The 23,316-nt window shown below is 76.9% G+C and carries 16 protein-coding genes; 13 read left to right on the forward strand and 3 right to left on the reverse strand.

Annotated features, from left to right (window positions below; translation table 11 throughout):
- Nucleotides 1-17: 17 nt before the first annotated feature.
- Complete coding sequence (locus tag D459_RS0118510) at nucleotides 18-1,004, reverse strand: sporulation protein (RefSeq protein WP_017594497.1); 987 nt, start codon at nucleotides 1,002-1,004, stop codon at nucleotides 18-20.
- A 204-nt stretch (nucleotides 1,005-1,208) separates the two neighbouring features.
- On the opposite strand from D459_RS0118510, the gene D459_RS0118515 reads away from it, so the two are divergent.
- Nucleotides 1,209-2,435, forward strand: a complete 1,227-nt coding sequence (locus D459_RS0118515) for an MFS transporter (protein ID WP_040710408.1) — start codon at nucleotides 1,209-1,211, stop codon at nucleotides 2,433-2,435.
- 99 nt (nucleotides 2,436-2,534) lie between these two features.
- Here the strand turns inward: D459_RS0118515 and D459_RS0118520 are convergent, their stop codons facing one another.
- The gene (locus tag D459_RS0118520; protein WP_017594499.1) at nucleotides 2,535-2,786 is read right to left on the reverse strand and encodes a PLD nuclease N-terminal domain-containing protein; all 252 of its coding nucleotides are present in this window, start codon (nucleotides 2,784-2,786) and stop codon (nucleotides 2,535-2,537) included.
- A gap of 330 nt (nucleotides 2,787-3,116) precedes the next feature.
- On the opposite strand from D459_RS0118520, the gene D459_RS0118525 reads away from it, so the two are divergent.
- The 7 genes from D459_RS0118525 (at nucleotide 3,117) to D459_RS0118555 (ending at nucleotide 14,168) form a co-directional block, all read left to right on the forward strand.
- Complete coding sequence (locus D459_RS0118525) at nucleotides 3,117-4,181, forward strand: ferric reductase-like transmembrane domain-containing protein (protein ID WP_017594500.1); 1,065 nt, start codon at nucleotides 3,117-3,119, stop codon at nucleotides 4,179-4,181.
- Between the two features lie 198 nt (nucleotides 4,182-4,379).
- Nucleotides 4,380-6,392, forward strand: a complete 2,013-nt coding sequence (locus D459_RS0118530) for a serine hydrolase domain-containing protein (protein WP_017594501.1) — start codon at nucleotides 4,380-4,382, stop codon at nucleotides 6,390-6,392.
- A gap of 113 nt (nucleotides 6,393-6,505) precedes the next feature.
- The gene (locus D459_RS32090; protein WP_017594502.1) at nucleotides 6,506-7,975 is read left to right on the forward strand and encodes a sensor histidine kinase; all 1,470 of its coding nucleotides are present in this window, start codon (nucleotides 6,506-6,508) and stop codon (nucleotides 7,973-7,975) included.
- A complete protein-coding gene (locus tag D459_RS0118540; RefSeq protein ID WP_017594503.1) occupies nucleotides 7,972-8,628 on the forward strand; it encodes a response regulator in 657 nt (218 codons plus the stop codon). The genes D459_RS32090 and D459_RS0118540 overlap by 4 nt, the downstream gene beginning before the upstream one ends.
- Nucleotides 8,629-8,727: 99 nt before the next feature.
- Nucleotides 8,728-9,444, forward strand: coding sequence for a hypothetical protein (locus tag D459_RS0118545; protein ID WP_017594504.1), 717 nt, complete (start codon nucleotides 8,728-8,730; stop codon nucleotides 9,442-9,444).
- A 140-nt stretch (nucleotides 9,445-9,584) separates the two neighbouring features.
- Nucleotides 9,585-11,678 (forward strand): hypothetical protein, encoded by a 2,094-nt coding sequence (locus D459_RS0118550; protein ID WP_017594505.1) that lies wholly within the window; start codon nucleotides 9,585-9,587, stop codon nucleotides 11,676-11,678.
- A 651-nt stretch (nucleotides 11,679-12,329) separates the two neighbouring features.
- On the forward strand, nucleotides 12,330-14,168 hold the full coding sequence (locus D459_RS0118555) for a calcineurin-like phosphoesterase C-terminal domain-containing protein (protein ID WP_017594506.1): 1,839 nt from the start codon (nucleotides 12,330-12,332) through the stop codon (nucleotides 14,166-14,168).
- A gap of 92 nt (nucleotides 14,169-14,260) precedes the next feature.
- Here D459_RS0118555 and D459_RS0118560 read toward each other — a convergent pair whose 3' ends face one another.
- The gene (locus D459_RS0118560) at nucleotides 14,261-14,788 is read right to left on the reverse strand and encodes an AraC-like ligand-binding domain-containing protein (protein ID WP_017594507.1); all 528 of its coding nucleotides are present in this window, start codon (nucleotides 14,786-14,788) and stop codon (nucleotides 14,261-14,263) included.
- A gap of 237 nt (nucleotides 14,789-15,025) precedes the next feature.
- Here D459_RS0118560 and D459_RS0118565 point away from each other — a divergent pair, with 237 nt between their 5' ends.
- The 5 genes from D459_RS0118565 to D459_RS32105 all read left to right on the forward strand — a co-directional run bounded on the left by D459_RS0118565 (nucleotide 15,026) and on the right by D459_RS32105 (nucleotide 23,291).
- Nucleotides 15,026-16,537 (forward strand): glycosyltransferase family 4 protein, encoded by a 1,512-nt coding sequence (locus D459_RS0118565; protein WP_017594508.1) that lies wholly within the window; start codon nucleotides 15,026-15,028, stop codon nucleotides 16,535-16,537.
- Nucleotides 16,538-16,887: 350 nt separating this feature from the next.
- Complete coding sequence (locus tag D459_RS33770) at nucleotides 16,888-18,888, forward strand: hypothetical protein (RefSeq protein WP_051065475.1); 2,001 nt, start codon at nucleotides 16,888-16,890, stop codon at nucleotides 18,886-18,888.
- Nucleotides 18,885-19,922 (forward strand): AAA family ATPase, encoded by a 1,038-nt coding sequence (locus tag D459_RS0118575; RefSeq protein WP_017594509.1) that lies wholly within the window; start codon nucleotides 18,885-18,887, stop codon nucleotides 19,920-19,922. Before D459_RS33770 ends, D459_RS0118575 begins: the two co-directional genes overlap by 4 nt.
- Before the next feature lies 1 nt (nucleotide 19,923).
- Nucleotides 19,924-21,102, forward strand: a complete 1,179-nt coding sequence (locus D459_RS0118580) for a DUF58 domain-containing protein (protein WP_017594510.1) — start codon at nucleotides 19,924-19,926, stop codon at nucleotides 21,100-21,102.
- On the forward strand, nucleotides 21,099-23,291 hold the full coding sequence (locus tag D459_RS32105) for a DUF3488 and transglutaminase-like domain-containing protein (RefSeq protein ID WP_017594511.1): 2,193 nt from the start codon (nucleotides 21,099-21,101) through the stop codon (nucleotides 23,289-23,291). Before D459_RS0118580 ends, D459_RS32105 begins: the two co-directional genes overlap by 4 nt.
- Nucleotides 23,292-23,316 lie beyond the last annotated feature (25 nt).

Below are 23,316 nucleotides of genomic sequence, written 5' to 3' on the forward strand. Positions count from 1 at the left end.
TTTACCGGCGCGAGCGGCTACTCCTCCTCTTCCTCCTCCGGCTCCTCTTCCCCTTCGTCGTCGAAGACCTCGTCGATGACCTCGGCGGCGACGTAGCCGGCGGCCAGGCCCCCGGCCGCGCCCAGGGCGGCTCCGGCGACCGCGCCCATCATGCCGCCGCCGCGGTCCTCCCCGTAGCCCTCGCCGTGGTGGCCGTAGGGCTGGTGGCCGTAGCCGCCGAACAGGCCGCGGTGCCGCTCCAGCGCCCGGCCGATCCAGTCGGCGACCACCGCGGTCCAGTCGGTGCCGTGCGCCTGGGCGTGCTCCACTCGGAACAGGCCGTAGAGGTCGCCGCCCTCGGTGAACATGCCGCCGCGCCGGTCGAACTCGATCACCACGTCCATGCCGTGCGGGTCGGCGACGAACGACAGCTCCAGCTCGTTCACCTCGTGCGCGTACTCCGGCGAGGCGTAGTACTCGATCTCCTGGAAGAGCGGGAACTCCTGGCGGGTGCCGGCCAGGTGCCCGTGCTCGACGTCGGTGTGCTTGAGGCCGAACCCGAGCCGGGCCAGCGCCTCCAGCACGCCGTCCTGGACCGGCAGCGGGTGCACGTGCACCTGGTCCAGGTCGCCCTTGTCCGGGGCGCCGTCGATCACCACCTCGGTGCGCAGCCCCAGCACGGCGCCGGGCAGCGGAGCGCCGCCGGCCTCGGTCAGCGGCGCCTGCCACGGCACCGGGTAGCGGAACGGCAGCGAGCGGCGCTCGCCGGCCTCCAGCCGGAGCGGGCCGGAGACCGGGATCCGGGCGAACTCGACGCCGGCCGCCGCTTCACCGTCCCCCATCTCCACCTCGGCCCGGGTGGCCAGGGCCACGGCGATCTCGCCGATGTCGGCGTCGACGTCGCCGCCGTGCAGCTCGACGTGCCCTTCGAGCACCCCGCCCGGCTGGGTGTGCGGGTTGGCCAGCACGGTGTCGATGCTGGGGCCGCCCACTCCGAAGGCGGCGAGGAAGCGTTTGAAGACCATTGCGTCCTTCCGAAGAGAATCCGCGGCGCATCGCGGGTGCCGGGAGCGGGAACCCCTGCGCCACAGGCGGAACGGGGCTCTTCGGGGCAGAGTTCCCGGCCCGGTTTTCCGGTCGGGGCGGCCCCCGGAACGCTCCCGACCGCAACCGCGGGACGGGGCCGCGGCTTGACCTTGACGCCGGTGTCAAGCCCCTACGGTCCCGGCATGTTCACTCGACAGAGCGGTGCCGCGGGCACCGGATGGCCGGTGTGCCTGCTGCTGGCCGCCTTCGTCATCGGCACGGACGACTTCGTCATCGCGGGAGTGCTCCCGGAGATCGCCGCGGAGCAGGGCGTCGGCGAAGCGGCGGCCGGGCAGCTGGTCACCGTCTTCTCGATCACCTATGCACTGGCCGCGCCGGTGATCGCGGTGGCCACCGCGCGGTGGCCGCGCAAGACCCTCATCGTAGGCGGCCTCTCGGTGTTCGCGCTGATCAACGTGGTGACCGCGGCGGCCCCCTCCTATCCGGCGCTGATGGCGCTGCGGGTGGCGGCCGCGCTGGTGGCCGCCTCGATCACCCCGGCGGTCTTCGGCATGGCCGGGCGGCTGGCCGCGCCCGGCAGGGTCGGATGGGCCATGGGCGTGGTCTCCGCGGGCCTGACCGTCTCGCTGTTCCTGGGCGTCCCGATCGGCTCCCTGCTGGGCACCTGGTTCGGGTGGCGCTCGACCTTCGTCGCGGTGGCGCTGCTGACCGCGCTGGTGGCGGCGGCGAGCGCGGCGCTGCTGCCGGGCCTGCCCGGGGCCCCGCAGACCGGGGTGCGCGGCCGACTGCGGGCCCTGACCCGCCCGGCGCTGCTGACCTGCGTGCTCGGCACCGCGATGGGCGCCTCCGGCGGGCTGCTGACCTACACCTACATCGGCCCGATCAGCCACGACCTGAGCGGCCGGGGCGGGTGGATGCTCGCGGTGTTCATCGGGGTGGTCGGCGCGGCCGGCGCGGTGGGCACCTTCGCCGGCGGGCGGCTGACCGACCGGTGGGGCGCCGACCGGGCGCTGCTGGGCGCCTTCGCCCTGCTGGCCGCGGCCATCGCCGCCCTGGCCGTGATCGGCCTGGCCGGGCAGGGGGCGGCGCCGGTCTGGCTGGTCGCCGCGGCGCTGGCGGTGTACGGGTTCGCCGGGTGGGGGTTCAGTCCGCCGATGAACGCCCGGGTGCTCCTGCTGGCCGGCGACGCCGGCACCGAGGCGGTGGCGCTGAACACCAGCGCCCTCTACGTCGGCGTCTCGGTGGCCGGCGCGGTCGGCGGCGGCGCGGTCGCGCTGTACGGGGGCACCGGCGCGGCGGTGGCCGCGGCGGCGATCGCCGCGGTGACGCTGGGGGTGATGGCCGCGTCGGTGCGGCGGTTCCCCTCCGCGCCCGACCGGGCGGCCCCGGCGGCGGCGGACGCCGGCTAGCTCCGCCTTCGACGACCTCGGCGTTCCGGCCCTGGCGAACCGTGTCGGCAGGGCCGGAACGCCGCGATCACCGGGTGGGGCCGGGCGGCCCCGGCGGGCTCAGCGCAGTGCGGCGGCGGCCGCGCTCCTCCTGCCGATCAGGAACCAGCACAGCGCCCCCAGGAACGGCGCGCAGACGATGAACACCGCCCAGACCAGCTTCATCCCGGCGTCCAGACGCGAGGTCAGGCTGCCGATGAAGGCGGCGACGATGAAGGCTGCGTAGGCCAGCAGGAACAGGCCGGCCAGCAGCAGAGCGGCCACGCTCAGGAACTGGCCGTCGGCGAACAGGGCGGCGCTGTGGGCGAGCATGCTGCGGACTCCGATCAGTAGGTGTTTCGGCGTTGATCCAACGCTAGGAATCCGGGCCCCCTCCGCGCGTCACTCCGCGGAGCCATCCTCGCCTTACGACGGAAGTCGGTGATCGGCCCCGCCCCGCGTCCGATCGTCGGTGGTGCACGGCACGCCCCCCCGGCCGGCCGGACCGGTACGGACCCCGCCCCGCGCCCTCCGTGCGGAGGGGCGGAACCGGTATGGAAGACCAGGTCAAGACGGGTTTCCGGGGTCTTCGGGGGGCTCAGGCGGGCGGGGGCGGCGGGGGCTAGCCTGAGGGCCCCTCCGCGACACGACGGGACCCCGCTCATGCCCGCACATCCCCCCGGACGGGAGGCCCGGCCCCGGCCGGAGCGCGCCCGCACGGACACCCGCACCCTCCGCGCGGACCTGAGGGCCCTGCTGCTCGACGCCTCGATCGCCCTGGTGCTGACCGCCGGGATCTACGCCCTGCTGCACCACCGGATCGAGACGGGGGCCTCGCAGACCCTCATGGTGATGCCGTTCCTCGACGACGCGCACCGGTACCGGTTCTACTGGGCCTGCCAGGCGTTCGGCTGGTCCGGGCTGCTCTGGGCCTGGCTCAGCGTGCTGCTCGGGCTGCTGCGCGCCACCGCCCCCGGCCGGTGGACCGTGCTCTCGCACGCCGGCATCGAGCACTGGCACCGGGTCACCGGCATCACCACCGTCGGCCTGATGCTCGGCCACATGCTGGCGTTCTTCTTCGAACTCCTCCGGGAGAGCGCGGAGACCGGTGAAGGCGGCGCGCTCACCGCCTTCGCCGACGTGTTCGTCCCCGGCTGGTACGGCTCCGGGACCGGGCAGGTCGCGATCCTGCTCGGCCTGATCGCCTTCTACCTGGCCGTCCCGCTCGGCTTCTCGTTCTACCTCCGCCGCCGGATCGGGACGCGGATGTGGCGGGCGCTGCACCGCTTCGCCATCGCGGTCTACGCGCTCAGCGTCTGGCACACCCTGCTCTACGGCACCAACGTGTGGTTCGACGGGTGGTTCCGCACCGCGGTGTGGCTGCTGCAGCTGCCCGTCGCCCTGCTCCTGCTGGCCCGGCTGCTGGCCCCGCTGCGCCCGGCGGAGCGCCTCGGCGCCGCCGACCTGCGCGGCCCCGGCCGGTGGCGGGCCCTGGCCCGGCTGGCCGGCCGCGCCGCCGCCGCGCTCGCCGTCCCGGCCCTGCTGCTGGTGGCGGCGACCGGCCGGGACGGCGGCCGCACCCCCGGCGCGGAGAGCGGCGACATGGCGGTCACGCAGCCGATGGTCTGGGCCGGGCTGGCCGTGCTGCTGACCGTCCTCGCCGCGGTCGCGATCGCGGTCCGCCGGGACGCCCGCCCGGCCGGAGCGGAGCCGCCCCCGCGGCGCTGACCAGGGGCGGGCCGGAGGGCCCGGGGCGCGGTTGCGCCTCGGGCCGCAACCGCCTCCGCCAAAGGTCGCAAACCCGGTGGGCACCTGCACCGGATGTGCCGGAGGGGACCGCTCCGGGACGGTTGAGACCGGCGACGGACCGCGCGGACACCCCCGGCCCCGGTCGCCTTGGTGCAGCCCACGGAGCAGGAGCGATTCGTGAACCCCCCTGAGACGACCCAGGACTCCCCGCGGACCGGCCGCGCCCGGCGGCGGGGCGGGCGCCGGACCGCCCTGAAGGCGGCCGCCGTCCTCGCGGCCGGCGTCTGCGCCGGAGGCGCCGGTGCGGCCGCCGCCCCGCCGGCCCCGCCCGCCCAGGCCTCCGCCGCCGCGGACCTCACCGGGGAGGACGTCGACGCCTGGCTGGACGGGCTGGTCCCGGAGGCCCTGGAGCGGACCGGCATCCCGGGGGCCGCGGTCAGCGTCGTGCACGGCGGCGAGATCGTCACCGCGCGCGGCTTCGGCGACGCCGACACCGGGGCTGGCGGCGGCGAGGCGGTCCCGGTCGACGCCGAGGAGACGCTGTTCCGCCCCGGGTCGGTGTCGAAGCTGTTCACCGCCACCGCGGTCATGCGGCTGGTGGAGGACGGGAAGGCGGACCTGGACGCCGACATCGCGGACTACCTCGACTTCGAGGTCCCCGCCGCCTACGGCGAGCCCATCACCCTGCGCCACCTGCTCACCCACACCGCGGGCTTCGAGGAGCGGATCGCGAAGATGTCGCTCCCCGCGGGCACCGAACCCGACCTCCGCGCCTACCTGGCCGACCCGCCGGAGCAGGTGTACGCGCCGGGCACCGTCCCCGCCTACTCCAACTACGGCAACGCCCTCGCCGGGTACATCGTCGAGCGGATCGCCGGGGTGCCGTTCGAGGAGTACGTCCGGCGCAACGTGCTGGAACCGGCCGGGATGGACTCCTCCACCTTCGCCCAGCCGCTCCCCGCAGAACTGGAGGACCGGGTCGCGGAGGGCTACGCCGACGGCGCCGCCCCGGCCCCGCCCTTCGAGATCGTCCCGGCGGTTCCGGCCGGCGGGATGACCTCCTCGGCCACCGACATGGCCCGGTTCATGCTGGCCCAGCTGGGCGAGCCCGCCGGAGAGCCGCTGCTGGCCCCCGGGACGCTCGAACTCATGCACGCCCCGGCGCTGGGCGAGGAGACCCTGGGCGCCCTCGCCGCCGGCCCGCGGATGACCCTGGGCTTCTTCGAGCAGGACCGGAACGGCCGCCGCATCCTCGGCCACGGCGGCGACACCCGGTACTTCCACTCCCACCTGCAGATCTACCCCGACGAGGGCGCCGGGATCTTCGTCACCCTCAACGGCGGCGGCGACGCCCCCACCGACCACCTCGACCTGCGCGCCGAGATCATGGACGGCTTCGCCGACCGCTACTTCCCCGCCCGGGACGGCGGGGAGGCCGAAGCGGAGCCCACCGCCGCCGAGCACGCGGCCGCCGCCGAGGGCGTCTACGAGACCTCCCGGTCCAGCCGCACCACCTTCATGAACCTCCTCGGCCTGGTCGGCGGGCAGACCCGGATCACCGCGCAGGAGGACGGCACGATCGCCCTCACCCCGGACCCGGCGACCATGCGCCCCGCCGTCTACGAGGAGGTCGAGCCCTGGGTGTGGCGCGAGGTCGGCGGGCAGCGGCTGCTGGCCATGCGGGTCGAGGACGGGCGGGTCCAGGCGATCGGCTACGACGCGGCCTTCTCCCTGCTGCCGATCGGCCCGGCGCGGGACGCCGCCGTCGCGCTCCCGATGGCCGCCGCCTCGGTGCTGGTGCTGCTCACCGCGGCGGTGTCGTGGCCGGTCGGCGAAGTGCTGCGGCGCCGCGCCGGGCGGCCGCGCCGGGACCGCGCCGGGCGGACCGCCCGCGTGCTGACCCGGGCGGGCGCGGTCGGCGCCCTGGTCGGGCTGGCCGGCTGGACCGGCGCCTTCCTCCAGGTCGCCCGGTTCCAGCCGGTCGCGGAGGAGACGCTGCACGCGTTCCTGGTGGCGCAGCTGATCGGGGTCACCGCGGTGGTCCCCGCGGCCGCGGTCCTCATCGGCGACCTCCGCCGCCGGGCCGGATGGAAGCGGTGCCTGGGCGGCGCCCTGGTCCTGCTGGCGCTGGCCGGGACGGCCTGCTTCGCGGTCCTGTTCAACCTCCTCTCCTTCGACATGACGTACTGACCTCCGCTCCGGCCCGCGGCGGAACCGCGGGGCCGCCCGGGAGGGGGACCTTCCCGGGCGGCCCCGCGCCGCGGACACGGCATCATGTCGACCACCCCCCGACGAGACCGGTGATGACGATGACCGACACGGACCCCCGCGTGCCCGACCCCCTCGGCGGGCCCGGCGAGGACGGCCTGCGGGAGGAGCACGGGCTGCGGATGACGGCGCGGCTGGACGCCGGGCTCGACCGCATCGGCCTGCGCACCCCGGCCGCCCGGGACCGCGCCCTGGCCGCGCTGATGGCGCTGGTCTCCACCGGCATGCTCTGGGCGTTCGTCCGGATGCTGGCCGCCAACGAGGGCGTCCGGCTGCCCTCCGCGGCCGTGGCGGCGCTCGCGATCCTGGTGTACGCCCAGGCGCTGGCGCTGTGCGTGCGGCGCAGCCGCCCGGTGCTCTGCCTGGCCGCGGTGGCCCTGGCACACGCCGGTGCCATGGCCCTGCTGCCGCCGCACGTGACGGCGCAGACCCTCGCCCCGTTCATCGCCGCCTACACCTGCGGCACGCTGCTGCCGCCGCGCCGGCTGCTGCGCTGCGCCGCGGCGGCCGCCGCGGTGGTCGGCGCCGGCGGGGCACTGGCCGCCGGGACCCTGCTCGACGCGCTGCTGCGCGCGGAGGGCGCCCCCGGCGTCCTCGGACCCTGGACCCTCCAGGGCCACCTGGTGGCGGCCGGCGGGCAGCTCGCCGTGGCGCTGGCCGTCTACGCGGGGTCGGCGCTGGTGGGCGAGCACGTGGCGACCCGCCGCCGCTACACCGGGCTGGTCCGGCTCCGCGCCGCGGAGGCGGTCGAGCGGCAGCGGGAGCGGGCCGCGGGCGCGGTCATGGCCGAGCGCGCGCGGATGGCCCGCGAGCTGCACGACATCGCCGCCCACCACCTGTCCGGCATGGTCGTCCAGGCGGGCGCCGCGGAGCGGCTGATCGGCCGGGACGATGCGGCGGCCCGGGAGGCGACCGCGTGGATCCGCTCCCAGGGCCGGGAGACCCTGGACGGCCTGCGCCTGGTCGTCGGCGCGCTGCGCGATCCGGGGGAGCCGGACGGGGCCGGGCTCCCGGACTCCGGGGCCCCGGTGCCCGGCGCCGCCGCCCTCGACCGGCTGGTCCGCTCCGAGCGCGACCTGGGGGCCGACGTCGAGCTGGTGCGCGAGGGCGACCCCTGCGACCTGCCGCCGGTCGCCGACGTCACCGTCTACCGGGTGGCCCGGGAGGCGCTCTCCAACGCCCGCGACCACGCCCCGGGCGCCCCCGTGCGGATCCTGCTCCGCCACGGCGCGTCCCGGGCCGTGCTGCAGGTCGACAACGGGGCCGCCCCGGGGCGCGGCGGCGGCCCGGAGCCGTCCGCCCTCCGGGGCATGGGGCTGATCGGCATGGCGGAGCGGGCCCAGCTGATCGGCGCCGGGCTGGAGGCCGGCCCGGCCCCCGGCGGCGGGTGGCGGGTCCGGCTGGACGTCCCGCTCGACCGGGAGGACCGGCCCGCGGGCATCCGCCCGGACCCGGACACGGACGGCGACGAGGACAGGGACGAGGACAGGGAGGGGACCCGGTGATCAGGGTGCTCCTGGTGGACGACCAGACCGTGGTCCGGGCGGGCTTCCGCGTCATCCTCGGCTCGGCGGACGGCATCGAGGTGGTCGGCGAGTGCGGCGACGGGCCCGCCGCGGTGGAACTGGCCGGGCGGCTGCGCCCCGACGTCGTCTGCATGGACGTGCGGATGCCGGGCGGCGACGGCCTCGCCGCCACCCGCCGGATCCTCGCCGACGCCCCGGCGGACCCGCCGGAGATCCTCATCGTCACCACCTTCGACCTCGACGAGTACGTCTTCGGTGCGCTGGAGGCCGGGGCGGCCGGCTTCATCCTCAAGGACACCGAGCCGGACGACCTGATCGACGCGGTCCGCCGGCTCGCCGCCGGCCACGGCCTGATGGACCAGGCGGTGACCCGGCGGGTGATGGCCGAGTTCGCCCGCCGCCGGCCCGCCCCCCGCCCCGGTGAGGGGGTCCTGGAGCTGCTCACCGCCCGCGAGGCGGAGATCGTCCGGCTGCTCGCCCAGGGCATGTCCAACGCCGAGATCGGCGCGCGGCTGTTCATCGAGACCAGCACGGTCAAGTCCCACCTCGGCCGGGCCATGACCAAGATCGGCACCCGGGACCGGCTGCAGACCGTCGTCTGGGCCTACCGGAACGGGGTGGCCCGGCCCTAGATCCCGATGATCTTGACGTTGCGGGGGTAACGGAGCGCTCCGATACCCCCGCAACGTCAAGATCATCGGGGAGGGGCGGGGCGCGGGTAGGGTGCGGGCATGCAGCAGTGGCCCGAACAGCCCCAGTACCAGTACCCGTACCACCAGGGGCCCCAGGGGCCGCCCCCGCCGACCGGGCTCGCCGGGACCCCGGTGATGTTCGACGTCCGCCCGTTCCAGCAGGTCAGGGAGAACGTCTGGGCCGACGCCGCCGGTGACGCGGTGGTCCTCGACTTCTTCAACCTCGCGCCGGACCTGCCGGCCCCGCTGGAGGACCCCGCGAACCTGCAGGCCCGGATCAGCGCCCACACGGCGCAGGCCGGGATGGGCCTGGTCGACCTCGACGTGGTCGGCCTGGACGGGTTGCCCGCCGTCCGCCAGATGGTCAAGGGGCAGCACCCGCACCAGGAGCGCGGCACCGTCTACCTGGGCTCCTACACGATCCCCCGGGCCACCTGCAGCGTCACGGTGAAGGTGCAGTGCCTGGAGGGCCAGCCCACCGGGACGCGCGAGGCCGCCGTGTTCCCGCAGTTCCTCCAGCAGTACAAGGGCGGCGCCGCCTCTCCGGACGAGGCGATGGCGGCCTGGGCCCAGCACCCCTACGCCTACGGGATCACCGGCGGCTTCCCCCGCAACCACGCCGACGACCCGGCCTGGGACCCCTACTTCCCCGACCACCCGCTCTCCCGCGCCCGCCGCCTCCTCGGCGCACTGGCCCAATCCCTCCGCCTGGACCCCGCGTTCAAGGGGCTGCCGCCCTTCTGGCCCCACCGGTAGCGGCGGGAGGGCGCCCGGAACCGGGGCGCGGCCCCGGAGCCCGAGGGGGAACCCGTCCGGTGCGGCCTCCGTCGTAGTGGTCTCCCGGCGCCGGCCCCCGGCGCCGGGGCACCCGCCACTACCAGGAAGCAGAGGCCGCCGTGACCGATCTCCCGGGCCTGGACGAGGTCGACTGGGCATCGATGGGCCACGCCTACGGGTCCGCCGAGGACGTGCCGGACATGCTGCGCCGGCTCGTCTCCGACGACGCCGGCGCCCGCCGCGCCGCCGAGTCCGACTTCTACGGCGCCGTCCACCACCAGGGCGACGTGTACCACTCCACCGCCGCCGCAGCGCCCTTCCTCGTCCACGCGGTGCGCGACCCCGGGACACCGGACCGGGCGAGCATCCTGAAGCTCCTGGCGAGCATCGGCGGCATCGACCCGTTCGACCTGATGCTCCCCTACGACGACGTCGCCTACTACGAGAAGGTCGTCGAAGGCACCGACCCGGAGGACGCCCCGAGGGGCGATGCCGACGGGGTGGTCGGCCCGGCCGACGGCCGGCCCGGCTACGCGGAGCGGCTCGAAGCGTACGCGGCGAAGGACGACCCCCGCGCCCTCGCGGAGACCGCCGTCGCGCAGGGCCGCCCGCACTACCTGGGGCTGCTCTCCGACCCCGACTCGGAGGTGCGGGAGGCGGCCTGCCTGGCCGTGCTGGCCGGCCCCCCGGACGCAGAGACCGCGCAGGCGCTCTTGGACCGCCTCCGCGACGAGCCCGACACCGGGATCGCGGAACTGGTCGCCACCCTGCTCGGGATCGCCGCCGTCCGCACCGGGGCCGAGGGGAGCGGGCCGATCAGGGAGGGGCTGGCCGCCGCGGCGACCGGCCACCCGAGCCCCGCGGTGCGGATGCGGGCCTTCACCGAGCTGGCCCGGCGCTTCCCGGGCCCCGTCCCGCTCGACGCCGGCGCGGTGCTGCGCCTCGCCGGCGAGGTGCGCGAGGAGGACGCCGACATCTCCGACTGGTACGACGCGGAGTACTACCACAAGGTGCTCGACGAGCTGGTCGGGTACGCGCTGGGCGACCGGGTCGCCGACCGGGCCGCCCTGCTGGAGCGGCTCCTGGACCGCCCCGGGGAGCGGGGCCCGCGGAAGGTGCTCGCGATGGCCGGGGACCTGGTGGAGGGGTGGCGCGGCGACCACGGGGGACTGGTCGCCGCCGCCCTCGACGCCCTGCGGAGCGAGGACGAAAAGGTCACCGAGGAGGCGGCCCGGCTGCTGGTGACGGCCGGCCCGCTGGCCGCCCCGGTCGCCGACGAGATCGAGCAGGTGCTGGAGGAGTCCTCGGACGGCTCCGTGCTCGAAGCCGCCACCGACCTCTGGGCGAACCTCGGCGACCCGCGGGCCGTCCCCATCCTCGAGGAGATGCTGGAACACCCGCACTGGGCCGCGGTCGCCGTGGCGCACGCGCAGAACATGGGGCCGGCCGCGGCCGACCTGGCCCCCGCCCTGTCGGGGTTCCTCCGCGGCCTGCAGGAGCAGGAGCAGCCCGACGGCAGGGCCGCCACCGATGCGGCCCGGGCCCTGAAAGCGGTCGGCGCCGACGCGGGCGAGGCGGTGCCGGCCCTCCTCGCCCTGGGAGCCGACCGGACCGCCCTCGACGTCCTGGGCTTCCTCGGCCCGGACGCCGCCGAGGCCGCCCCCGCCCTGGCGGCCTGGGCGACCGGCGAGGACGTCCCGGGCTGGGTCCCCGCCGTCGCGGCCCGCAACCACTGGCGGATCACCGGGGACGCCGGGGCGGCGCTGCCGGTCCTCGCCCGGGCCCTGGAGGAGGGCGGCCCGGTGCCGGCCGACGCCCTCGAAGCGGCCGTGCTGATGGGCCCGGAGGCCGCACCGCTGGCGGACCTGATCCGCCGCTACCTCGACGACCCCGAGTACGGCGCCTTCCGGAACGTGGCGGCCGAGGCGCTGTGGAGGGCGACCGGCGACGCCGAGGCCGCCCTTCCCGCCTTCATCGCCGCCTGGGAGAACCAGCCCGAGCCGGAGACCGCGCACGCCTTCGCGGAGATGGGCCCGGCCGCCGCCCAGGCCGCCCCGCACCTGCGCCGGGAACTCGCCCGCGTGCGCCGCATCGGCCTGCGCCGGGGCGTCGGAATCCGCGTCGGCGACCGCACCCCCGACTTCGGCGCCGTCCGCTCCGACGAGGAACTCCGCACGGCCTGCACCAAGGCCCTGGCCGCAGTCGAGAGCTGAAACCCGCCGGGCCCCGGACCACCGCTCCCGGGTGCCCGGTGCCTGCGTCCCCGCGGAGCCGGTCCGGCGGTATCGGACCGGCTCCGCGGCGGCCGTGCGCAGAGCGGCCGGGACCCCGGGTCCGGTGCGGAAAGGCGGCCCCGGGGCGGGGAGCCGGCCGGTGCGCTCTGTTCTCCGAATCTCCGGACCGGCCTCCGCCCGCCTTGCCGCCCCTTTTCCGGGTGGCCGGAATTCATGATCCGCGCATTTTCCCCTGAAAGGGGATATGGCTGGAGAAAACGTACGGTTTCCACGGGTCTGCGTGTTCATGCCGAGTGATCCGCCAGGGGGCCGATAACGTCCTTCAAGCGGCGCTCGTTCGGTCACGGAAGACGTGGAGACCTGGGCTTATGGCCTCCTCTTCGTCGCGGTGGGCCGAGGGTGCGGCATTCGTATCGGGGCCGGCTCCATTCGCCGTTCGTCATCGGACGGTGGTCGACCGTTGGCCGACGGCTGGGGTGCCGTTCAGCCGTCTCAAGAAAGGTTGCTCTCCGCCGGTCCCCCCTGGCCGGTTTCGTCCCCCGATGTATCGGAGAGCGCTGCATGTTAAAGACGAATCCGCGACATGCGCAGACGCGTCGCGCCCCGCGGGCGCGCCGTTCCTTCCGCGCCGTGCCGGCGGCCGCGACGGCCGCCGCCGTCGCCGCCTCCCTGGCCCTGGTGGCCGCTCCGGCCTCCGCGGAGCCCGCGGAGGGGCGCGGTGACGGCGTCTACCGCGGCGAGGTGGAGGTCGTCCGCACCCCGCAGGGTCCCGGGAAGGACTCGGTGCTCACCGGCAAGGTGTTCGTCGACGCCGACCGGAACGGCGGCAGCGACGGCGACGAGGGCCTGGCCGGCGTCATGGTCACCAACGGCCGCGACGTGGTGCGGACCGACGGGAAGGGCCGGTACCGGCTGCCCGCGTTCGACAACATGACGGTCTCGATCACCCAGCCGTCCGGCTACCAGGTGCCGCTGGACGAGCACAACATCCCGCAGTTCCACTACAACCACCTGCCCGAGGGCTCCCCGGAGCTGCGCCACGGGGGCATCGAGCCGACCGGCCCGCTGCCCTCCGCGGTCAACTTCCCGGTCGTGGAGAGCGAGGAGACCGCCGCCGAGGCGCAGAGCTGCGTCATCGCCGGCGACCTGCAGACCACCGACCGGCAGGAGATCGCCTACGCCCGGGCCGGCGCGATCGGGGACCTGGCCGAGCGGGACGACTACGCCGGCTGCGGCGCGCTGTTCGTCGGCGACATCGCCAACGACGACCTGTCGCTCTACCCCGACATCAAGAAGGAGCTGTTCACCGAGGTCAACGGCCCGGTCCGGCTGCTGCCCGGCAACCACGACATCGACTTCGACGCCCCGAGCGCCGAGCACGCCTTCGACACCTTCCGCGCGCGGCTGGCGCCGGAGTACTACTCCTACGACGTCGGCGACGTGCACGTCGTGGCGCTGAACACGGTCGAGTACCCGTGCACCGCGGCCGAGGACGCCCCCGAGGGCATCGGGGAGCACTGCGCCGACCCGGAGGGCGACCCGTCCTACAACGGGCGGATGGACGAGGACCAGCTCACCTGGCTCGAGCGCGACCTCGCCAACGTCGACCGGGACCGGCTCGTCGTCGTCGCCGGCCACATCGGCCTGCTCAACTACGCCGACCAGAGCTCCCCGGTGCACCAGGTCGACCAGGTGAAGCGCGTGCACGAGCTGCTGCGCGGCCGCCCCGCCGTGGCGGTGGCCGGCCACAGCCACAGCATCGAGAACCTCAAGACCGGTGACGACGCCGAGGGCTGGCGCGACGTCTTCGGCATCGAGGGCCTGCCGTTCCCGCACATCACCGCGGGCGCGATCTCCGGCGACTGGTACTCGGGCGAGGTCGGCGAGGAGGGCTACCCCGAGGCGGTCGGCCGGGACGGCGGCCGCCCCGGCGTGCTGACCCTGGACATCGAGGGCAGCGCGTTCCAGGAGCGCTACACCGTCACCGGCGAGCCCGACGGCGTGCAGACGCGGCTGGGCGTCAACAGCCCCACCTACCGCCGGTGGTACGAAGAGCGCAAGGAGTGGAACGAGAACCCCGCCGGCGAGGCGCCCGAACTGCCCGACCCGCTCGCCGTCGACCGGGGCGACCTGGCCGGCGGAACCTGGCTGACCACCAACTTCTTCCTCGGCTCCACCGGATCGGAGGTCGAGGTGAGCATCGACGGCGGACCCGCGGAGGAGGCCGAGCGCACCCAGCCGATGGAGGGCGAGGCGGTCGGCACCGGCCCCGAGTACTCCGACCCCTACGCCGTCTCCCGGCAGCTGGTCCACGGCGGCAGCCTCGCCGACCGGACGATGCACCTGTGGCGGTTCGACCTCCCCGCCGACCTCCCGGCCGGCGAGCACACCGCCGAGGTGACCGCGACCGACTCCTACGGCCGCGAGTTCACCGACGCCCTGGAGTTCGAGGTGGTCGAGGAACCGTAGCGGACCGCCCCGCCCGGCCGGTTCCGCACAGGGCCGCCGCCCCCGCGGGCGGCGGCCCGCCCGTCGGCGGGGGGCCGGTCCGGGCCGGCCGGTCAGGCGGTGGGAGCGGGAGGGGAGGGCCGGCCCGGCCGGGGCGCGGAGGGGAGCCGCGGAGCCCCCGCCCCGGGAGGGGCGCCCCGCTCCCCGGCGGGGTACCGGCGGCCGGAGCCGCCGCCCAGGGAGAGGCAGGTGATCTCGGCGATGTGCCGCACCACCGCGTCGAACTCGCCGGCGGTCACCTCGGAGCACTGCTCGATCAGGGCCTCCGCCACCGTCCCGACGACGGCGCCCAGTCCCGAGGAGAGGTCGAGCAGGGCCGGCATGCGGGCGTGCGCGCCGATCCGCGCGGCCACCCGGTCGTAGGGAAGGAAGACCACCAGCGGCCGGGTGGCCTCCGCCAGCTCCACGGAGAACGGCTGCGCGGCGGTGGCCAGGCACGCCTGCTCCGGTGAGCCCTGGACGCGCATCCCGTTCTGCTCCAGGCGCAGCCACCCGGACCGGTTGATGAAGACGAGGTAGGGCGCCGCGCCGCCGTCCCCCCGGTGTGCGTCGGACCTGCCGCTTCGGACGGTGGTGGCCATGAATCCCGATTCCCGATCGCATTCCGCCGGCGGCGCCGATCCTCGCGGAGCCGCCGTTCCCCCCGTTGAAATCCGGTGCCAGAATGAGGGGGTTTCTCTCCCCGGCGCCGCGGTGATCGCCAGGATCGTAGCGTTTTCGCGCGGCGGGCGGGCGCGGGACCGCGCCTCCGGCCGCCTGCGGCGCCCCCTGCCGCCCGGGCCCTGCGGCGCCCCTGCGCCCCGTGTGATCGGAGGGCGATGGACTCCAAGCGCATCCTCGTGCTGTGCCACCGCAGCGCCCGCGACGGCGGGCTCTTCGAGTTCAACCGGCGGATCACGATCGCCCTCGCCGAGCTCGGCCACCGGGTCACCCTGCTCACGGCTCCCCCGGTGGCCGACCACCCGGGGGTGCGCATCGTCGAGGTCCCGGTCGCGCCGGCCGACGCCGGCGACCCGATGGCGGTGGCCCGGGAGATCCGCCGCCTCGCCGCCGGCGCCGGACTCGACCGGATGGGGCTCGCACCGGAGGGCGCCGGCTTCGACATCGTCATCGGCCACACCCAACTGACCGGGCGGGCCGCGGCCGACCTCCGCGACCGCTTCTACCCCCGGGCGCGCGCGGTGGCGTTCTCGCACGCGGCGATGGAGCGGCTGCCCGAGGTCATCGGGAGGCCCGAATTCATCGCCCCGACCCGCCGCGCGGAGGTCGACACCTGGAAGCGGGTGGACCTCGCGGTCGGCGTGGGGCCGCTGCTCACCGAGGAGCTCCGCCACACCGTCGACCAGGAGCTGCGCGGATACGCCGTCAACACGCACGAGCTCATCCCCGGCGCCGACACCGCCGCCGGTGCGGGGCCGCCGCGCCCGGCACCGCCCGGGGCGCCGCTCCGGGTCCTGCTGCTCGGCGGCCTGGCCAGCCCGCTCAAGGGCGCCGATACGGCGATGCGCGCGGTCGTCGCGGCGCGCCGGATGGGCCACGACGTGCGCCTGGTCATGCGCGGGTACGCCGAGGACGAGGTGGAGGGGAGGCGCCGCGCCGCGAACGCGATCGCCGGCCGCCCGGGAATCCTGGACGTGCGCCCGCTCACCACCGACGACCGCGTGATCGACGCCGACATCCGCGGCTGCGACCTCCTCATCCTCCCGTCCTGGAACGAGGGGTTCGGCCTGGTCGCGGCGGAGGCGGCGATGATGGGCCGCCCCGTGCTGGCCACGTCGGAGTCCGGGTTCGCCTGGTTCCTGCGGGACCCGCGGCGCGGCCGGGCCGCCGAGTTCGGCGCGAGCGTCGTGGACGACGCGGGGTTCTTCGCGTCGGCCTCGCCGCGCTGGCACGCCGAGGCGGGCGCCGGCCCCGATCCGTGGAGCTGGAGCGGCGCCGTGCACGGCCGCCAGGACATCTGGGCCCGGGCGCTGATCGACGCCGCGCGCACCCGCGCGGAGCGGCGGCGCACGGCCGAGGGGCTCGCCCGCTACCTCGCGGGGTTCACCTACGCCCACGGCGCCCGGGCGCTGGTGGAGGCGGTCGGCGCGCTCCCGCCGCGGATGCCCGGGACGCGCGCCGCTGCGGGCCGCCACACCATGCAGGGCGAGCACGGCGACCTCTGGCGGGTCGCGGAACCGGCGCCGGGCGAGCGGCCGCGGCGGGAGCGGCGCGGTGCGGCGGCCCGGCCGGGCCGCCGGGACCGGGCGGAACAGGCGGAGCGGGCGAAACGGGCGGAGCGGGTACTGCCGCGGTGGAACGACTACCCCGGGCGGAGAGCACTGCGCTGACCCGGAGCGGGCCGCACCGGGCGGCACCGGACCGGTGCGCGGCCGGCGGGTTCCGGTCCGATCGGCGGCGGGATTCCGTGAACCGGGAGGACGGGCCGCCGGCGCGGCGGTGGCGCTCCGGGACACCGGCCGGTGGCGCCCTGCCATTCCGATTGTTGCGGTTGCCCACCTGTGCGGCCGCCTTTCCCTTCCTCCGGGCGGTCCGTGTGTATGGTCCGTTTCTGCCGGTCCCGGCCGGAACCGGTGTCACCGACGCCGGGGCCGGGTTCCCCCTTCCGGGACCGGTGCCGGGAGTCCGGCCGGAGAGCGGGCCCGGCGGCCGGATCCGTCCCCATGAGCAGGAGGACGCTGTGCACGACGAAACCGCCGCACGGCGGTCGTCGCCCGCGAGGGTCGCGACCGTCGGCGCCGTGTCCACCATCGCCGCCGGCCTCGTCGGCACCGCCTTCTTCGGGGTGGGCGCGGTGAGCCACTGGGACGAGCTGTCGGACGGGTCCACCTGGCTGTGGAGCACCACCGGCGAGGTCGCCCGGGTCAACGCCCACAGCGGGCGGGTGGAACTGGCCCAGGGCGTGGAGGAGGCGTCCGGCCACCCGGTGCGCCTCGCGCAGAACGGCGAGCACGTGGTCGTGCACGACCTCGCCACCGGGACGATGACCTCCATCGACCTCGTCCGCCTGGAGAACTCCGGCACCACCCGGGCCGGGGCGGGCCACCACCTGGTCTTCGGCCCGAAGGGCGCGGTGGTGGTCGACCGGGAGGCCGGCGAGGTCCGCCGCGTCGACCCGGAGACGCTGCGGCCGATCGGCGAACCGCTGCGGGTGTCCGGCCCGATCGCGGGAGGCGCGTTCGACGGCGACGGCCTGCTGTGGTTCGCGGTCCCGTCGCAGGGGACGGCGGTCGCCGTCGACACCGCCGGGAAGGACCGGCCGGAGGCGGTCGACAGCGTCGCCGTGGGCGAGCCCGGCGCCGACCTGGTGGCGACCGTGCTCGACACCGGCGCCCTGGTCGCCGACCGGGACACCGGGACCGTCACCCGCGTCGGCGACGGCCGCCCGCGCTCCGTCGACTCCCCGGTGCCGCTGGCGGGCGCCGAGATGCCCGAGCGCACCCGGGGCGGACTGGCGCCGATCACCGTCCCCGATGCGGGGCGGGTCGTCGCCGTCGGCGGACTCGACGCCGACCTCGGCGCCACGGAGGTGGCCGTGCACGGGTCGCGGCCCGAACCGGCCCTCGCCTTCGCCGGCCGCATCTACGTTCCCCAGCCCGAGGACGGCGCGGTCCGCGAGTTCGCGGCCGACGGCACCCAGAACGGCCGGATCGACGTGCCCGGCGGAGACACCGGCGAGCTCCACCTCGAACTGCGCGACGGGCACCTCTTCATCAACGCGCCCTCCTCCGAGCTCGCCCTGATCGTCGCCGCCGACGGCAGCGTGCGCGAAGTCAGCAAGTACGAGCCCGAGCCCGAAGAGGGGGAGGGCGGCGGAGAAGGCTCCGGGACGCCGGACGGGCAGAGCGACCACTACGCCGAGGGCCCCGACGCGGAGGCCCCCGAGCGGCCCGGACTCGGCGACGCGAGCACCCCCGACGAGGAGGGCGGACTCCTCGCGGAGGAACCGCCCGCGCGGCCGGAGGACGAAGAGCGGGACGCCGGCCGGGGCGAGGGGGAGGACGCCGAGGCGGGCTCCGGCGCGCCGCCCGCGCGCCCCGAAGAGGAGGAGGCGCCCGAGGAGGGCGCGCCCCCCGCACCGCCGCAGCAGCCGGGCGGGCCGCTCGGCCCCGGGACCCCCGGCCAGGAGGGCCCCGGACAGGAGGACCCCGGTCCGGAGCTGCCCGAACTCCCCGGACTTCCCGGCCCGGAGGAGCCCGGACTCCCCGGGCTCCCCGGCCCGGGGCAGCCCGAGCAGCCTGAGCAGCCGGGGGAGGAGCCGCCCGGGCCCCCGGACGAGGAGACCCCGGAGCTGCCCGGGTGGCCGGGCCCCGCGCCCGAGCCCGAGCCCGAGGAGCCTCCGGTGGAGGAGCCGCCCGCGGAGGAGGAGCCCCCGGTCGAGGAGCCCGCCCCCGAAGAGCCGCCGGTGGAGGAGCCCGCGCCTGAGGAGCCTCCAATGGAGGAGCCCGCGCCCGAGCCCCCCGTGGAGGAACCGCCGGTGGAAGAGCCCCCGGTGGAGCAGCCCGCGCCCGAGCCGCCCCCGGTGGAGGAACCGCCGGTCGAGGAGCCTCCGGTGGAGCCCGCACCGGAGCCGCCGCCGGTGGAGCAGCCCCCGGTGGAGGAGCCCGCCCCCGAGCAGCCGCCCGCGGACGGGGCGGCCGCGCCGGCGTCGGGGCAGAGCGGGGACCAGTGGGGAACATGACCGAATCGACACTGCTGGAGAGCGGACGCGCGGCGCAGGAGGCGCCGTCGTCCGAAGCGCCATCGACCGGGGCGCCGCCGCCCGAGGAGGCGGCCGCCCGCATCGGCGCGCTCGCCGACGCGATCGGCGAAGCCGTCGTCGGCAAGGCCGGCGCGGTCCGCCTCGCACTGGTGGCGCTGCTCTGCGAAGGGCACATCCTGCTGGAGGACGTGCCCGGCGTCGGCAAGACGACGCTGGCGCGCGCCGTCGCCGCGGTCACCGGCGGGACCTGCCGGAGGATCCAGTTCACCCCCGACCTGCTGCCCTCCGACGTGACCGGCGTGCCCGTCTACGACCAGGACACCCGCACCTTCGGGTTCCACCCGGGCCCGGTCTTCGGCAACGTGGTCATCGCCGACGAGATCAACCGCGCCTCGCCGAAGACCCAGTCGGCGCTGCTGGAGGTCATGGAGGAGCGCAGGGTCACCGTCGACGGCACCGCGCGGGAGGTGCCCCGGCCGTTCCTGGTCGTGGCCACGCAGAACCCGGTGGAGATGGACGGCACCTACCGGCTGCCCGAGGCGCAGCTGGACCGGTTCCTCATCCGGCTGTCCCTCGGCTACCCCGACACCGACGCCGAACTGGCGGTCATGCGCGGCGGCGCGCTGCGCCGGCCCGAGGACCTGGCCCCGGTCGCCGCCGCCGGTGAGCTGGAGGCGCTGCGCGCCGCAGCGGACCGCGTGTTCGTGCACGACGCCCTGTTCGACTACGTCCTGCGCATCGCCCAGGCGACGCGCGCCCACGGGGAGGTCCGCGTCGGCGTCTCGCCGCGGGCGACACGGGCGTTCATCGGCGCGCTCCGTGCGTTCGCCGCCGCCGACGGCCGCGGCTACGCGACACCGGAGGACGTCAAGAGCCTGGTCGGCCCGGTCTGGGCGCACCGCCTGGTCCTCGCGCCCGGCGCGGCCGTCGGAGGGCGCTCGGCCGAGGCCCTGCTCGCCGACCTCCTCGGCGACGTCCCGGCCCCCGACCCCGCCGCCGCGGCAGGGGCGTGACGTGCGTGCGCCGACGGCGGGGCCGGGCGGCGGCCGGGCGCGCCCGACCCGGCGCGGCCGGGCCGTACTGGCGGCGTCCGCGCTGCTCACCGCGGCCGGGTTCGGGTTCGGGCACCGGGAGTTCATCGTGCTGGGCGGCACCGGCCTCGTGCTCCTCCTGCTCGCCGCGGCCCTCGTGGGCCGGCTCCGCCCGATGGAGGTGACCCGCTCGGTGCCGCTGGACCGGGTCGCGCCCGGCGACGAGGTGGAGGTGCGCCTCACCGTGTCCGGCGGAGGCCCCGGCCGGCGCGCCCACACCGTCGCCGACCCGGTGCGCGGCCCCGGTGGGACGGAGTGGTTCGGGGTGTCCCTGGACGGGGGCGCCGAGACCGCGGCCGGCGTCTACCGCGTCCCCGCCGAGCGGCGCGGGGTCCTCGAACTCGGGCCGGTCGCGCTGCTGCGGCGCGACCCGCTGGGCCTGGTCGAGGCGGTCCGCACGGGCGGCGGCCGGGACCGCGTCCGGATCCACCCGCGGTGGAGCATGCCGCAGGCGATGCCGGCCGGCGCCGTCGCGGATCCGCAGGGCGGCCAGGACGGCGGGCGCATCGGCGGCGCCGCGTTCCACGCGCTGCGGGAGTACGTCCCCGGCGACGACGTCCGGCACGTCCACTGGCGCAGCACGGCCCGCCACGGGCGGCTCATGGTGCGCGAGCACGTCGACACCGTGCACACGCGGCTCACCGTCGTCGTCGACGACCGCTCCGGCGCGGCGGGCGACGACCGGGACGCCCTCGACGAGGTGGCCGGCGCCGCGGCCGCGATCTGCGCGGCCGCCGTCCACGAGCGCTGGGCGTGCGAGCTGCGCCTGGTCAGCGGCGCCTCCCGGGAGAGCGGGGGGCACCTGGGGCCGCTGCTCGACCTGCTCGCCGAAGCCGAGCCGCAGCCGCGCACCGACCCGTCGGCGGAGTTCCGCCGGCTGTGGGAGCGCCCCTCCGCCGACACCGCGGTGCTGGTCAGCGCCTCCCTCACCACGGCCGAGGCGCACCGCTTCTGCGGCCTGCGGGACCGCTACCCGCGGCTCGTCGTGGTCGCGCTGCGCAAGTTCGGCGCGCCGCTCGCCGGGCTGCCCGGAGCGACCGTCGTCAGCGCGTTCGACGCCGACGACCTCGCCGCGCGCTGGGGGCGGGGATGGGACGGGTGAGGACCGCCGCCGCGTACGCGGCGCTGACCGCCGCCGCGGCCGCCCCCGCGCTCGCCCTCGCGCCGATCTACACCGATCCGCTGCGGGCCGCGGCGATCCTCGCGCTGTGGCCCGCGGCGGCCGTCCCGCTGACCGCGCTGGCCCTGCGCGGCTTCGCCGCGCCCGCCGCGCTGCTGCTCCTGCTGCCGCTGCCGGTCGCGGGGGTGGCCGCGCTGGCGTACGCGGCCCCGGGGCCGGTCGCCCCGGTCGCGGCGGCGACGCTCGACGCGGTGGCCAACTCCGGTGCGCGCATCGTCACCACCGCGGTGCCGTCCGCCGCCACGGTGGACCTGCTCGCCCTGCCCGCGCTGGCCGGATGGCTCTGCGCGGCGGCGGCGGTCCCCGCGCTGCGCGGCGGGCGGCCGCTGCTCGCGGTCTCCGCCCCCCTGCCGGTGCTCGCCGGGGCGACCGTCCTCAAGGGGCCGGACGCGCCGCACGCCTATGGGCCGGTGGCGCTGTACGCGCTCGCCTCCATCGCCGTCCTCGTCCTCGCCTCCGCCGGGCCGTCCCGCTCCGGGGCCTCCGCGGCGGACGCCCGCCGGGCCTCCCGCGGCGGCGGGGCGGACCGCCTCCGGCGGTCGGCCGCGGTCTCCGCCGTGGTGGCGGTGGGCGCGGCGGCCACCACCTACATCGGCCCGCTGGCGCTCTACGGCAGCTCCGTGGCGCCCGCCGACCTCCGGGACGCGGCCGAACCCGAGGAGGAGGACACCGAGGGCGTCAGCCCGCTGAGCCACCTGCCGCAGTGGGCGGCCGAGCCGGACCGGCCGCTGCTGAGCGTCGCGGCGGACGAGCCCACCGAGCTGCGCTGGGTCACCCTGTCGGAGTTCGACGGCATCACCTGGCGGCCCGACCGCGCCTACCGGGCGTCCTCGGAGGTCCTGCCCGAGCCGGAGGCGCTCGTCCCCCCGGGCGAGGAGCGCTCGGTCGAGGTCGAGGTGCACGGGCTCCCCGGCGGGTGGCTGCCCGTCGCCGGGGTGCCGCACCGGGTCGAGGGGGCGCCGGTCGCCTACGACCCCGCGTCCTTCACCGTGCGCGCCGCCGGGGCCGACGACGGCCTGGAGGGGCTCGGCTACACCGCGACCGGGACCGTGCCCTCCTACGACGAGGAGGCGCTGGCCGCCGCCGAAGCGCCCGACCCGGACCGGTTCGAACGCCACCTCCGGCTGCCCGAGGGCGCCCCCGGGCAGCTCCGCTCCATCGCGGCGCTGGTCGAGGACGCCACCCCGTACCAGCGGGCGAACCGCCTCGCCGGCCACCTGCGGTCCCGCTACGGCTACGACCCCGAGGCCCCCGGCGGGCACGGCTACGCCACCCTCGACCGGCTGCTCGTCGAACCGGGCGAGGACGGCGGCGGGGGCACCTCCGAGCAGTTCGCCAGCGCCTTCGCCCTGCTCGCGCGGGCGGCCGGGCTGCCCAGCCGGGTGGTGGTCGGGTTCGGCGCCGGCGCGCCGGACGGCGACGGCGTCCGGCTGGTCCGCACCGGCGACGCGGTGGCCTGGGGCGAGGTCTACCTCGACGGGGTCGGCTGGACGCCGTTCGACGCCACGCCGGGCGAGCCGGAGCACGGCGGTGCCTCCCCCGTCGGCGAGATGCCCGGGGGCGAGGGCGGGGAGGACGGCGGGGCCTCCGCCGGCCGCGAGGAGCCGGACGACTCCTTCTTCCGGACCACCGGCGCCTACCTCGACGTCGGCTTCGCCTGGCGCGCGGCCGCCCTCGCGGTCGCGGCCGTCCCCGCGTCGGTCCTGGTGATCGGGGCGCTCATCGCCGCCGCCCGGGCGCTCCACCGGCACCGGCGGTTCCACCGCCGGCCGGGCCCGGAGCTGGTCGCCGGGGCATGGCGGGAGCTGCGGGACGCCCTGCGGCTCTCCGGCGCCCCTCCCGGCGCGGCGGCCACGGCCGCGGAGGTCGTGGCGGCGGCCGACCGCAGGCTGCCGCCGGAGCCGGGCGGGGAGCGCGAGTGGAGCGTCGGCGCCGCGGTCACCGCGCTGGCCTTCGCGCCCGAGGCCGACCGGGGCATCGGTGCGGACGCCGCCCGGCGCGCGGCGGACGAGGTCCGGGAGTACACGCGTGCGCTGCGGCGGAGCCTCCCGCTCCGCCGGCGCCTGCTCTGGTGGGCCGACCCGCGGCCGCTGCTGCGCCGCCCGCCGTGACCGCGCCGCGCCGCCCCGGCGGCGC

Source organism: Nocardiopsis potens DSM 45234, assembly GCF_000341105.1.
GTDB lineage: Bacteria > Actinomycetota > Actinomycetes > Streptosporangiales > Streptosporangiaceae > Nocardiopsis_A > Nocardiopsis_A potens.

Bases quoted from the DNA above. Each gene is read 5' to 3' on its own strand.
- D459_RS0118510 (WP_017594497.1), bottom strand. From the start codon at position 1,004: ATGGTCTTCAAACGCTTCCTCGCCGCCTTCGGAGTGGGCGGCCCCAGC.
- D459_RS32090 (WP_017594502.1), top strand. From the start codon at position 6,506: ATGACGATGACCGACACGGACCCCCGCGTGCCCGACCCCCTCGGCGGG.
- D459_RS0118525 (WP_017594500.1), top strand. From the start codon at position 3,117: ATGCCCGCACATCCCCCCGGACGGGAGGCCCGGCCCCGGCCGGAGCGC.
- D459_RS0118545 (WP_017594504.1), top strand. From the start codon at position 8,728: ATGCAGCAGTGGCCCGAACAGCCCCAGTACCAGTACCCGTACCACCAG.
- D459_RS0118560 (WP_017594507.1), bottom strand. From the start codon at position 14,788: ATGGCCACCACCGTCCGAAGCGGCAGGTCCGACGCACACCGGGGGGAC.
- D459_RS0118515 (WP_040710408.1), top strand. From the start codon at position 1,209: ATGTTCACTCGACAGAGCGGTGCCGCGGGCACCGGATGGCCGGTGTGC.
- D459_RS0118565 (WP_017594508.1), top strand. From the start codon at position 15,026: ATGGACTCCAAGCGCATCCTCGTGCTGTGCCACCGCAGCGCCCGCGAC.
- D459_RS0118520 (WP_017594499.1), bottom strand. From the start codon at position 2,786: ATGCTCGCCCACAGCGCCGCCCTGTTCGCCGACGGCCAGTTCCTGAGC.
- D459_RS0118575 (WP_017594509.1), top strand. From the start codon at position 18,885: ATGACCGAATCGACACTGCTGGAGAGCGGACGCGCGGCGCAGGAGGCG.